This is a genomic window from Saccharopolyspora erythraea (genome assembly GCF_018141105.1).
Taxonomy (GTDB): Bacteria; Actinomycetota; Actinomycetes; order Mycobacteriales; family Pseudonocardiaceae; genus Saccharopolyspora_D; species Saccharopolyspora_D erythraea_A.
Genome location: NZ_CP054839.1, coordinates 3,545,999 through 3,558,023, shown reverse-complemented (window position 1 = coordinate 3,558,023; position 12,025 = coordinate 3,545,999). Strand labels below are relative to the sequence as shown.

The 12,025-nt window shown below is 72.2% G+C and carries 11 protein-coding genes; 9 read left to right on the top strand and 2 right to left on the bottom strand.

All coding sequences use genetic code 11. From position 1 onward, the window contains the following. Positions 1 to 42: 42 nt before the first annotated feature. Entirely contained in the window at positions 43 to 1,047 is a 1,005-nt protein-coding gene (locus HUO13_RS16290; protein WP_211902932.1) for a zinc-binding alcohol dehydrogenase family protein, read from the bottom strand. Between the two features lie 200 nt (positions 1,048 to 1,247). Between HUO13_RS16290 and HUO13_RS16285 the strand changes: the two genes are divergently transcribed. The 9 genes from HUO13_RS16285 (at position 1,248) to HUO13_RS16245 (ending at position 11,339) form a co-directional block, all read left to right on the top strand. Then, positions 1,248 to 1,673: a universal stress protein gene (locus HUO13_RS16285; protein ID WP_211902166.1), complete on the top strand. Its 426-nt coding sequence runs from the start codon at positions 1,248 to 1,250 to the stop codon at positions 1,671 to 1,673. 342 nt (positions 1,674 to 2,015) lie between these two features. Continuing rightward, positions 2,016 to 2,225 (top strand): hypothetical protein, encoded by a 210-nt coding sequence (locus HUO13_RS16280; protein ID WP_211902165.1) that lies wholly within the window; start codon positions 2,016 to 2,018, stop codon positions 2,223 to 2,225. 284 nt (positions 2,226 to 2,509) lie between these two features. Next, positions 2,510 to 3,328: an SAM-dependent methyltransferase gene (locus tag HUO13_RS16275; RefSeq protein ID WP_249124909.1), complete on the top strand. Its 819-nt coding sequence runs from the start codon at positions 2,510 to 2,512 to the stop codon at positions 3,326 to 3,328. 279 nt (positions 3,329 to 3,607) lie between these two features. Beyond that, a complete protein-coding gene (locus tag HUO13_RS16270; protein WP_211902164.1) occupies positions 3,608 to 4,930 on the top strand; it encodes a purine-cytosine permease family protein in 1,323 nt (440 codons plus the stop codon). Between the two features lie 22 nt (positions 4,931 to 4,952). Then, a complete protein-coding gene (locus tag HUO13_RS16265) occupies positions 4,953 to 6,503 on the top strand; it encodes a hydantoinase/oxoprolinase N-terminal domain-containing protein (protein WP_211902163.1) in 1,551 nt (516 codons plus the stop codon). Continuing rightward, the gene (locus tag HUO13_RS16260) at positions 6,503 to 7,573 is read left to right on the top strand and encodes a DUF917 domain-containing protein (RefSeq protein WP_211902162.1); all 1,071 of its coding nucleotides are present in this window, start codon (positions 6,503 to 6,505) and stop codon (positions 7,571 to 7,573) included. The genes HUO13_RS16265 and HUO13_RS16260 overlap by 1 nt, the downstream gene beginning before the upstream one ends. A 10-nt stretch (positions 7,574 to 7,583) precedes the next feature. After that, a complete protein-coding gene (locus tag HUO13_RS16255; RefSeq protein WP_211902161.1) occupies positions 7,584 to 8,690 on the top strand; it encodes a DUF917 domain-containing protein in 1,107 nt (368 codons plus the stop codon). 61 nt (positions 8,691 to 8,751) lie between these two features. Then, positions 8,752 to 9,831, top strand: a complete 1,080-nt coding sequence (locus HUO13_RS16250) for a DUF917 domain-containing protein (protein ID WP_211902160.1) — start codon at positions 8,752 to 8,754, stop codon at positions 9,829 to 9,831. Next, complete coding sequence (locus HUO13_RS16245) at positions 9,828 to 11,339, top strand: PucR family transcriptional regulator (protein WP_211902159.1); 1,512 nt, start codon at positions 9,828 to 9,830, stop codon at positions 11,337 to 11,339. The genes HUO13_RS16250 and HUO13_RS16245 overlap by 4 nt, the downstream gene beginning before the upstream one ends. A gap of 78 nt (positions 11,340 to 11,417) precedes the next feature. Here HUO13_RS16245 and HUO13_RS16240 read toward each other — a convergent pair whose 3' ends face one another. Continuing rightward, entirely contained in the window at positions 11,418 to 11,936 is a 519-nt protein-coding gene (locus tag HUO13_RS16240) for a DsbA family protein (RefSeq protein WP_249124907.1), read from the bottom strand. Positions 11,937 to 12,025 lie beyond the last annotated feature (89 nt).

The window sequence follows — 12,025 nt, the reverse complement described above, 5'->3', positions numbered from 1 at the left end:
CGCTACTCACCCGGCCGCATGCCCAGCGTGCCCCACCGGGGCTCAGGCGGCGACCCTGATCACCGCCGCACCGTGCACCCGGTCTCGGGCGAGGTCTTCCAGCGCCCGGTCGGCCTCCGCGAACGGGTAAGCGGTCGTGGTGACCCGCATCCGGTGGCGCGCGGCGAACCGGAGGAACTCCTGACCGTCCTGGCGCGTGTTGGCCGTGACGCTGCACAGGTTCCGTTCGGAGAACAGGTGCCGCTGGTAGTTCAGCGGCGGCACGTCGGTGAGGTGGATGCCCGCGACCGCCAGGGTCCCGCCCCGGTCCAGCGCCTCCAGCGCGACGGGAACGAGCTCTCCGACCGGCGCGAACAGCACCGCCGAGTCCAACGGCTCCGGCGGACGGTCGGCCGCCCCGCGCGCCGAGGCCGCGCCCAGTCCGAGCGCCAGCTCCCGGGCCTGCTCCGAGCGCGTCAGCACGTGCACCGTCGCGCCGCAGGCCATGGCGACCTGGGCGGTGAGATGCGCGCTGGCGCCGAAGCCGTAGATACCCAGGCGGCCGCCTTCGGGCAGTTGCGCCCGCAGCCACGCCCGATAGCCGATCAGCCCCGCGCACAGCAACGGCGCGGCTTCCTCGTCGGAGTAGCCGTCCGGCAAGTGGTAGGCGTAATCGGCGGGCACGGTGGTGTACTCAGCGTAGCCGCCGTCAGCGTCCCATCCGGTGTAGCGGGAGTTCGGGCACAGGTTCTCCCGGCCCCGGCGGCAGTACGCGCACTGCTGGCAGGTGCGGCGCAACCAGGCGATGCCGACGCGGTCCCCCTCGCCGAACCCCGTCGTCGCCCCACCCGCCGCCACGACGCGCCCGACCACCTCGTGGCCGGGTACCACCGCCGGCCTGTGCGGCGGAAGATCACCTTCAGCGACGTGCAGGTCCGTACGGCAGACCCCGCAGACCGACACGCGCACGAGCAGCTCGTCATCCGCGGCTCGCGGCAGCGGGAGGTCCCTCGGGCTGAGCGGCCCGCGCTCCACCGGGCCGGGCGCCTCCACCACCCACGCCCCCATCGTCTCGCCCGGAGCCATCGTGTCCCCCCTTGCCAGCACTTCGCCCCCGCGTATCCGACTCGGCCGCCGATCCGCGGGTACCGCAGCCCACCCCCACGGCATACCCGCGGTTTCCGCCGCTTCACGCTGCGGCCAGGCGCCCGGTCGGCCACCGTGGATCCACGTCCTGTGCCTGCTCGGCCGCAACGGGAGTGTTCGAGGTGACCAACGCCGAGAAGCAGTACGTGGTCGTCGTCGGGGTCGACGGGTCCCCGTCGTCCAAAGCGGCCCTGCGCTGGGCCGCGTGGCACGCGCGCCTCGTCGGTGGCGGCCTCGTGGCGTTGACGGCGTGGAACACCTCGACCGTCTACAGCGACCGGATCGCTGCTGGAGCCGACTACGAGCGCCTGCTCGCCGGCGCCCTGTCCGAACTGGTCGGCGAAATCGTCGGCGAGGAACCGGTGAACGTTCAGCAGCGCGTCGTGCGGGACCATCCGGCGCATGCGCTGCTCAGCGTGGTCGCGGACCCCGATCTGCTGGTGGTGGGCAACCGCGGTCACGGTGGCTTCACCGAAGCGATGCTCGGCTCCGTCGGCCAGTACTGCGTCCACCACGCCACCTGCCCCGTCGTGGTGGTCCGCGAGTAGCTCCGAGCACGTGACCTGTCCTGGCAGCGGCAGCAGTCGAGCCCAGGTGGCTGCCGAGTGGCATCGGATTACGCCGTGCAGTGCTGAAGCTGCGACGAGAGGGGTGTCCTCCTCCCGCGGGTGTGGACTTCCCCTGCTACGACTACCGACTCGCCGAGTCTTGGCCGTGAGGGAGGTGTGGGATGAACAGTCGCAGTCCCGGTCCCAGTACCGGTGAGTCGTTCACCCGTCCCCACCCGACCACGGCCGGTCCTTCGCTGCACTGAGCTCATTCCCATCGGGACGCCACATGCGGCCGCAAGCACCAGTCGCGTTGTCGGGCTGCCCGCAGGGAGGTCCGCGATGTTCCTGGAACTGTCCTGGCAACTGCCCGGCGGCACCGGACCGCGGTTGGTGCTGGCGTTCTCGGCCGGGTCACCGATCGTTCCTTCACCAACCGGACCAGGAGAACGCCCGCGCGAATCCGGAGCGTGGCACCGCGTGCTGGACTGCGCCGAGCCCGTGGCCGTGGCATTGGCGGAAATCGTCGGCGCGGGCCTGCTCCGGCGGTAGGTGGCGCCCCCGGCCGCGCGGCTTCTGCACACGCTGCTCGGGCCGGCAGAAGCAGATCAGCGGTCGACCTCGGCCCCTGAGCCGGCTGATCGCAATGGCTGACGGTGCCGACTGTGCGACGCGCACGGCGTGGGTGGCGCGGCTGTGCAATCAGACCGGTGACAGCGGCGTGATCAGCCCCTACGCTGCGCATGCGCAGCCCCCTACGCGCCGCACTCATCGCCGGTTCCGGAGCGATGACGCGAGCAGGTAGGGCTCGGCGCCCGCTTGCTACGGAAGGCCTCATGGTGGTGATCTCGGCGAAGACCTGCTTCCTCGCACCGAGCGTCGCGCGCGTCTACGACTTCCTCCTCGGCGGCAAGGACCATTACGCCGTCGACCGCGAGGTGGCCCAGCAGGTCCTGGCCATCGCGCCGGACGCCGGCCGGGCGGCCCGGGCCAACCGGGCCTTCCTGCGGCGAGCAGTGCGCCACCTGGTCGCCGACGCCGGGATTCGGCAGTTCATCGACCTCGGTTCGGGGCTGCCTGCGCGGGGCAACGTGCACGAGATCGCGCACTCCGTCGATCCGGGCGCCCGCGTCGTCTACGTCGACAACGACCCCATGGTCGTCGCCCACAACCGTGCGCTGCTCGCCGACGATGCCACCACCACGGCCGTCCACGCCGATGTCGTGCGCCTCGAGGAGATCGTGGGCGACCCGGAGGTCCGCAGGTTCATCGACTTCGACGAACCCGTGGGCGTCCTGCTGTTCGCGGTCCTCCACCACGTGCGGGAAGAGGACGACCCGGCGGGCATCGCCGCCACCCTGCGCCGCGCCCTCCCCTCCGGGAGCCACCTCGCGCTGTCGCACTTCCACAACCCCGCGGAGGCCAACCCGGAAGTCGCCAGGCAGGCCGAGACCAGCGAGAAGCTGTTCGTCGACGCCTTCGGGGGCGGATGCTGGCGCTCGCGCGCGGAGATCCTCGACCTCCTCGGCGGCTTCGACGTCCTCGAACCCGGCGTGGTGCCGCTGGCCGAATGGCGTCCCGACCCGGCCGACCCGTCGCCGTCGCTGGACCTGATGCACCACCAGTTCCTCGGCGCCGTCGCCCGCAAACCCTGACACGAGCCCGCGGTCGAGCGGACTTCGGCCTCGATGGCCGAGCGCGGTCACCGGACGGTGGAGTCCGCCGTCGTCCCTGCGAGCGGATCCCGGTGCGCTGATCAGGCATCAGACGAGCGCAATCTTCCACGCTGCGCCGGCGAATCGGACACAAACCACCCGCCTATGCAGCGTGCACGTCGCCAGCGGTCCGGGTGTGCAGTCCGACCACTGACATGTCGTGATCAAGCCCTTACGGTGTGCGGTGACTGCACAGCCCCAGCCGAGAGGGAACTCGTCATGGCTTCGTCGGTCGGTGTCGACGACTACGCGCTGACGCGGGTCCCGGACCGCGCCCGCTACTCGTGGTGGTCGGTCGCCGTGCAGCGGTTCGGCCAGGTCTCGGCGCTCAGCCAGTTCCTGCTCGGCGCCACGCTCGGTTTCGGCATGGACTTCTGGCAGGCGTTGCTGGCGCTGACGCTCGGCGCGGTGGTCCTGGAACTCGTCGCGATCCTCGTCGGAGTCATCGGGGTCCGCGAGGGCCTGTCGACCTCGATGCTGGCCCGGTGGACCGGGTTCGGCCGGGCGGGATCGGCGCTGATCGGCCTGGCCATCGCGATCAGCCTGATCGGCTGGTTCGGCATCCAGTCCGCGGTGTCGGCACGCGGGCTCGTGACACTGGTCGGCGGACTTCCCGAATGGGCGTGGTCGCTGGCGTTCGGGCTGCTGGTGACCGCGATCGTGCTGCGCGGATTCCGGTCGATGGCCTGGACCGCCTACCTGACGGTGCCCGCGTTCCTGGCGCTGATCGCCTGGTCGATCGGTTCCGAGCTGCTGCATCACGACCTCGGCGCGCTGATGACCTCCGCACCGCCCGGCCCGCGGCTTTCGCTGCTGGAGGGGACAACGCTCGTCGCGGGCGGGTTCATGGTCGGCGCGCTGATCACGCCCGACATGACGCGGTTCAACCGCACCACCTCCGACGTGGTCAAGCAGACACTGATCGGCATCACGCTCGGCGAGTACGTCATCGGGCTGTCCGGCGTGCTGCTGGCGCACGCGGCGGGCACCGACGACGTCACCGCGATCATCACCTCGTCGGTCGGCTGGGTCGGAATCCTGGTGATCCTCCTCGGCACCGTGAAGGTCAACGACTGGAACCTGTACTCGTCCGGGCTGGGCCTGGTGAACTTCGTCGGCACGGTGTTCGGCAAGCAGCTCAACCGGGGCGTGGCCACGGCCGTGTTCGGCGTCATCGGCAGCGCGCTGGCCGCCGCCGGAATCCTGGAGCAGTTCAGCGGGTTCCTCACCGTGCTCGGCGTGGTGTTCCCGCCCATCGGCGGAATCATGGTCGCCGAGTACTTCGTGGTGCGGCGCTGGCGCCGCGAGCTGGACGAGTCCCGGTCGCGGCAAACCGTGCCCGAGGAGGCACCGAACTGGGTTCCCGCGACGCTGGTGATCTGGGTGGTGTCCGCCCTGGTCGGTGGTCTCGTCGGAATCGGGCTGCCGAGCCTGAACTCGCTGCTGCTCGCGTTCGTGCTCTACGCGGTCGCCGGGAAGCTCGGGCTGGTCCACGGCGTTGGGGGCAAGCCGTCGGCCACCGACCTGGCCCGCACCACCTGATCGAGACAAGGGGAGACCAGAAGTGCGTATCGGCATCGACGTCGGGGGGACCAACACCGACGCGGTCCTGCTCGACGAGGCCCGGGTGTTGGCAGCGGTCAAGGTGAACACCACGGAGGACGTCACCTCCGGCATCGTGTCCGCGATCGACGGACTGCAGCGGCAACACGCGTTCGACCCGGCCGGGGTGCAGGCCGTGATGATCGGTACCACCCACTTCATCAACGCCCTGGTCGAGGCCCGGCGGCTCGCGCCGACCGCGGCAGTGCGGCTCAGCCTGCCCGCCGGCCGATCGCTGCCGCCGATGGTGAGCTGGCCCGAGCGGCTGGTGGACGCGGTGGCCGGGCGCAGCTACCTGTGCCACGGCGGGCACGAGTTCGACGGCAGGCACATCTCCGACCTCGACGAGGACGAGCTGCGCAAGGCCGCCGACGACATGGGCCGCGCCGGAACCCGCAGCGTCGCGATCACTTCGGTGTTCTCCCCGGTGAACCACGAGTTCGAGCAGCGTGCGGCGGAGCTCATCGCCGCCGAGCTGCCGGACGTGGCGATCTCGCTGTCCCACGAGATCGGCCGGATCGGGTTGCTGGAGCGGGAGAACGCCACGATCATCAACGCGGCGCTGCGGGAGCTGGCGGCCGGCATCGTGGACGGCCTGGCCCAGTCGGTCACGGGCGCGGGCATCACAGCCCCGCTGTACCTCAGCCAGAACGACGGCACGCTCATGGACGTCGACTTCGCCCGCCGCTACCCGGTGGCCACCTTCGCTTCCGGGCCTACCAACTCGATGCGCGGGGCGGCGGTCCTGTCCGGTTTGGACACCTGCGCGGTGGTCGACGTCGGCGGCACCACCAGCGACGTGGGCGTGCTCAACCAGGGCTTCCCGCGGGAGGCGACCACCGCGGTCAGCGTCGCGGGGATCCGCACGAACTTCCGGATGCCCGACGTGCTGTCGATCGGCATCGGCGGCGGCAGCCTCGTGCAGGGCGAGCCGGCCGAGGTGGCGGTAGGGCCGGAGTCGGTGGGCTACCAGCTCACGTCGCGGGCGTTGGTGTTCGGCGGCGACACGCTGACCGCGACCGACATCGCCGTGGCCGCCGGACGTGCCGAGATCGGCGACGCGGACCGCGTCCGCCACCTCGCACCCGCGCTGGTCCGCGCCGCGATGGAGCGCATCGCCGCGGACGCCACCGACGCCGTCGAGCGGATGCGCACCTCGGCCGAGCCGTTGCCCGTCGTCGCGGTCGGCGGCGGTTCCATGCTGCTGCCCGACGAGATGTTCGAGCCCGGGGACGTGCGCCGCCCGGAGCACTACGCGGTGGCCAACGCGATCGGGGCGGCGATCGCCCAGATCGGCGGCGAGGTAGACCGGGTCTACGCGATCGAGCCGGGACAGCGGGACTCCGTCGTCGACGAGGCCAAGCAGGAGGCGCTGGACCGCGCGGTGGCCGCCGGGGCGTCCCCGTCGACCGTGGAGATCGTCGACTTCGACGAGGTGCCGATCCCCTACCTGCCGGGCAACGCGACCCGGATCCGCGCCAAAGCCGTCGGCGACCTGCAACTGGGCCGCTGATGCGTGAGATCACTCCGGACGTCCTCGGTGACATCGCGCTCGGCGCGGCGATCCTGGGCACCGGCGGGGGCGGCGACCCGCACATCGGCCGGCTGCTGGCCGAAGAGTCGCTGCGCGAGTACGGCCCGGTCCGGCTGACACCGCTGGACGAGCTGCCGCCGGATGCCGCGGTGCTGCCGGTGGCGCTGATGGGCGCACCGACGGTGATGGTGGAGAAGCTGCCCTCGATCGAGGAGATCGGGCTCGCGGCGCGCACCCTCGCCGACTACCTCGGCCGGGAGCTGACGCACATCGCGTGCGCCGAGGCGGGCGGCGTCAACTCGCTGATCCCGGTGGCCGCCGCCGCTCAGCTGGGGCTCCCGCTGGTCGACGCCGACGGGATGGGCCGGGCGTTCCCGGAAATCCAGATGACCTTGCCGACGCTGTACGACGTCCGGGCGACCCCGATGGCGATCGCGGACGAGAAGGGCAACCGGGCCGTGCTGGACACGGTGGACAACAGGTGGGCCGAACGGCTCGCACGCAGCGCGACCGTGGACATGGGTTGCTCGGCGAGCATCAGCTCCTACGCGATGACCGGGCAGCAGGCCCGGGAGGCGCTGGTTCCCGGGACGCTGAGCCTGTGCGCCGAGCTCGGTCGCCTGGTGCGCGACGCGCGGGCCGAGCACACCGATCCGGTGGACGCGGTCGTGTCCCGGCTGACCGGACGGCGGTTGTTCACCGGCAAGGTCGTCGACGTCTCGCGGCGCACCGTCACCGGGTTCGCCCGCGGCGACGCCCGGTTGGCCGGGACCGACGCGCACTCCGGGACGGAACTGCTGCTGCGGTTCCAGAACGAACACCTCGTCGCCGAACGGGACGGCACCGTGCTCGTGTCCGTACCCGACCTGATCTGCGTCCTGGAGAACGACTCCGGCGAAGCGGTGACCACCGAATCCCTGCGCTACGGCCAGCGGGTCGCGGTCATCGCCGCACCCGCCGACCCGCGCTGGCACAGCCCGGCCGGACTGGAGGTCGCGGGGCCGCGCTACTTCGGCTACGACATCGATCCGGTGCGGGCGACCCAGTGAGGATGACGCAGTGAGCTGGTTGCTGACCGAGGAACACCTGGAGGACCTCGCCCGTGGTGCCGCGGTGCTGGGCACCGGGGGTGGAGGCGACCCGTACGTCGGGCGGCTGCTGGTGCAGCAGGCGATCCGCGAGTGCGGGCCGGTCACCGTCCTCGACCCGGCCGAGTTGGACGACGAGGCACTGGTCATCCCGACCGCGCAGATGGGCGCGCCGACCGTGGTGTTCGAGAAGATCCCGAGCGGCGACGAGGCGCTGACGGCCCTGCGCGCGCTGGAACGGCACCTCGGGACGCCGGCGGCGGCGACGATGCCGATCGAGTGCGGGGGCATCAACTCGATGATCCCGCTGGTCGTGGCCGCGCGCAGCGGGCTGCCGGTGGTCGACGCCGACGGGATGGGCCGGGCGTTCCCGGAACTGCAGATGGAGACCTTCGGCGTCTACGGCGTGACCGGGTCGCCGATGGCGGTCGCCGGAGAACGCGGCGAGACGGCGGTCATCGACACCGGTGCGGACAACAAGCGCATGGAGTGGCTGGCGCGCGGGATCACCATCCGGCTCGGCGGAGTCGCGCACATCGCCGAGTACTCGATGCGCGGCGCGGAGGTCAAGCGCACCGCCGTCCCGCGCACCCTCACGCTTGCGCACACCGTCGGCAGGGCGCTGCGCGAGGCGCGGGAACGCCAGGACGACCCGATCGCCCACCTCGGCGAGGTGCTGGGTGACAGCCTCTACCAGCATGTGCGGGTGCTGTTCCGCGGCAAGATCTCCGACGTCGAACGGCGCACCGAAGCCGGGTTCGCCCGCGGCCGGGCCACGGCGATGTCCTTCGACCGGCGGCACGAGCTGGAGCTGGTGTTCCAGAACGAGCACCTGGTGGCACTCGTGGACGGCGAAGTGCGGTGCCTCGTGCCGGACCTGGTGTGCGTGCTGGAGTCCGAACAGGCCGAGCCGATCACCACCGAATCGCTGCGCTACGGCCAGCGCGTCACGGTGGTCGGCATCTCCACACCGGAGCTGATGCGGACCCCGCAGGCCCTGGCGGTCTTCGGGCCCGCGGCCTTCGGCCTCCGGCACGACTTCCGGCCAGTGGAGACCCTGACCACCGCGGAGTCGTGAGACGGACTCGATCCGGCAACCCCGCGTCGCGGGCCACGACGGATGCGGCAGGCTGTCCGGCATGCGCATCGGGTTACCGGACGTGACCGCATTGGAACGCGGCGTGTCGCTGCTGGGTTCCGGCGGCGGTGGCGACACGGTCACCGCCGCCGCGCTGCTGCGGGAGCAGCTCACCACCCAGCCCGGCGCGGTGCTCACCCCGGTCTGCGACCTGCCCGCCGACGCGCTGGTGGCGCCGGTCGGAGTGATGGGAGCGACCCCGGTGTTCTCCGAGAAACTGCCCGACGGCACCGAGATCCGCGCCGCCGTCCGCGCGATCGAGCACTGGACCAGAGCCTCCATCGACGCGCTCGTCTCCATCGAGGTCGGTGGCCTGAACGGGATCATGCCGCTGGTCGCGGCACTCGACCTCGAACTTCCCCTCGTCGACGCGGACCTGTGCGGCCGAGCCCTGCCGCGCCTGAACCAGTTCTCGGTGGCCGCCGCGGGCAGCGGCCTCGCCCCGGCCGCGCTCGCCGAGCCCAGCGGCCAGACCCTCGTCATCGCCGAGGCGTCCTCGGCCGACGTCGAACGAACCGCCCGCTCCGTGCTTTCCTCCGCCGGCGGCTGGGCGGCGCTGGCGCTGGCGCCCATCCCGGCGCGGGAGCTGCCGGACTGCGCGATCGTCGGCACGATGAGCGCCGCGCTCGCGCTGGGCGAGCACGCGCTCGGCATCGGGGAAAGCCCGCACGGCGACGCGCTGGCCGCCGCCACGGGCGGCCGGGTGCTCGGACTCGGCCGTGTCGTGGAGGTCTCCCGGCGCCCCGGCCCCGGCGAACACGGCCGCGCCGGTTTCGGCCGGGGCAGTGCGACCATCCGGGACCACCACACCGGATCGTTGCTGCGACTGGAGATGGAGAACGAGTACCTCCTGGCGATGCACGACGGCGCTCCGGTTGCGTCCACACCGGACGTCCTGGCCGTCCTGGATCGCCGGACGTGCGTGCCGATCCCGTGCGACACCATCCGCGCCGGCGCCGACGTGGCGGTCCTGCAACTGCCCGCACCCGGCTTCTGGACCGACCCGCGGAGGTTGCCGCTGCTGGCGCCGCGCGCGTTCGGCATCGACTGCGATCCGATCCTGCTGGAGGGGACACGATGAGCAGCCTGCGCGACCTGCTGGCCCTGCCGGAGTGGCGCGAGTCCGTGCGGGTGCTGGCCGGGACCGACGAGCTCGACGCGGCGGTCCGCGCGGTGCGGCCGATGCGAGCGGAGCGGTCGATCGAGCCCGGCGAGCTCGCGGTCGTCGTGGAGCCGATCTCCGCGGGCGACTGGCGCGTCGACGCCCTGCTGCGCCAGGTCGCCGACGCCGGTGGAGTCGGCGTCCTGCTCCCGGACACCGGAGTGCTGGCAGGCACGCGCCTGCTCGGCGACCGCCTCGGCGTCCCGCTGCTGGGCGCCGAGGCGCCACCGCTCGACCTGCTGATCGCGGCCCGGCTGCTGCTGGCCGCACCCGGACTCGATCGCGCGAACCTGCTGATGGCCATCCACGACGCGGTCGGCGACCAGGTCCGTCCGCCGGAGGACGTGGTCGCCGCGCTGCGCGACGTGTTCGCCGCGCCGGTCGCGCTGCTCGACGATCTCGGAGTGCCGCTCTCGGGGGATCTCATGGCAACCGACAAGGTGCGAGTGCACGAACCGGTGCCGCAGCGGATCGCGTTCGACGGCGGCGTGCTGCTCGCGCACCCGGTGCGGATGCCCGACACCCCGCGGCCGGCGTTGTGGCTGGCCACCGAGCTGCGCGGCACGAGCACCGCGCGGGCCGCGGCGATGCCGCCCGCGCTCGCGGTGGCCGCGGGCACGGTGCAGCGGTGGATGCTTGCGAACCGGGTGCGGCTGGAGCGCGACGCCCGGTCCCGCGCCGCACTGCTGAGCGACATCCTGCGGCACGACGCCGAACCGACCGCCGACCTGCGCCGACGCGCCGCGGACGCGGGCTGGCGGCTCGGCGGCTGGCACGTCGGCGTCCGCATCGGCACCCAGTCCGCCGTCGACACCGTGGCCCGGGGCCAGGAGGCCCAGCGGGCGCTGCGGATGGGAGGCAACGACGCCGTCGTGGTGGAGCACGGCGACGGCTGGACCGCGTGGTTCACCTTCGACCAGGAGCCGACCGCCGAGCACGTGCGCACGCTGGCCGCCCAGCTCCGCGACGCGCACCGCGACCTGCAGCGCACCATGGACGCGCACATGGGCGTCGGCCGGCCGCATCCCCATGCCGACGGCCTGGCGGACACCATCGCGGAGGCGACCGACGCCGCCCGGATGGCCCTGACCCGCCCGGAGTCGGGCCGGTTCCTGCACGTCGACCAGCTCGGCATGGCGCAGCTGCTGCTGGAGTGGACCCGCACCGACACCTTCGAGCCCGCGGCTCGCGCGCTGATCGGCCCGCTGCGCGACCAGCCGGGCGACCTGGTGCGCACGCTGATGGCCTATCTGGACTCGGAGTCGTCGATCGCCGAGACCGCCGCGGTGCTGGGCGTGCACCGCAACACGATCGCGCCGCGCATCGAGCGGATCGAGCGCCTGCTCTCGGTGGACCTCAAGCACCGCGACGAACGTCTCGCACTGCACCTGGCGTGCCGCGCCGTGACGCTCGCCGACAGTCCCTGACACCGGGGCCAGTCCACATCGGACACGCCGGGTCAGCTGCGCCACCGAGATCTTGGCGACTTCGCCCGGACCGCCGGCTCAGCGCTTGAGCTCGGCCTCGATCGCCGCCCGCAGTCCCTCGTAGGTGGCCGAGCTCTGGCGACCGTTGACGAACAGCGTCGGCGTGCCCCGCACTCCCGCGGCGATGCCGTCGCGGAAGTCCGACTCGACCCGAGCCGCGGTGGCCGGATCGTCGAGCGCGGCGACGAAGGCGGACATGTCCAGGCCGAGCCCGCGGGCGAAGCCGAGGAAGGTCTCGCGGTGGTCGGCCTGCTGATCGCCCCACTGCGGCTGCGTCTCGTACATCGTGCGGTACATCGCTTCCAACCTGCCCTGCTGCCCCGCCGCCTCGATGGCCCGCGCGGCGAGCTGGGCGTTGCGGTGGCTGGGGATCGGGAAGTAGCGCATGACGAAGGTGACCCGCCCGTCGTACTCCTGGCGAAGCCTCTCGACCGCCGGGAACGCCGCCCGGCACGCCTCGCACTCGAGGTCGAGGAACTCCACCACGGTGACCTCGCCGTCGGGCGCGGTCGACAGGCGGTGGCTGTCGGAGCGCACGAGGAGCTCGGCCGGAACCGGGGCGGGGTTCGGCGCCGCCGCGGAGCCCGCCTCGAACTCAGGGTCACGACAACATACTAACCAACGTT

Excerpts from the sequence above, each read along its gene's own strand:
- HUO13_RS16290 (WP_211902932.1), bottom strand. The coding sequence starts at position 1,047 with ATGGGGGCGTGGGTGGTGGAGGCGCCCGGCCCGGTGGAGCGCGGGCCG.
- HUO13_RS16280 (WP_211902165.1), top strand. The coding sequence starts at position 2,016 with ATGTTCCTGGAACTGTCCTGGCAACTGCCCGGCGGCACCGGACCGCGG.
- HUO13_RS16275 (WP_249124909.1), top strand. The coding sequence starts at position 2,510 with ATGGTGGTGATCTCGGCGAAGACCTGCTTCCTCGCACCGAGCGTCGCG.
- HUO13_RS16270 (WP_211902164.1), top strand. The coding sequence starts at position 3,608 with ATGGCTTCGTCGGTCGGTGTCGACGACTACGCGCTGACGCGGGTCCCG.
- HUO13_RS16260 (WP_211902162.1), top strand. The coding sequence starts at position 6,503 with ATGCGTGAGATCACTCCGGACGTCCTCGGTGACATCGCGCTCGGCGCG.
- HUO13_RS16250 (WP_211902160.1), top strand. The coding sequence starts at position 8,752 with ATGCGCATCGGGTTACCGGACGTGACCGCATTGGAACGCGGCGTGTCG.
- HUO13_RS16245 (WP_211902159.1), top strand. The coding sequence starts at position 9,828 with ATGAGCAGCCTGCGCGACCTGCTGGCCCTGCCGGAGTGGCGCGAGTCC.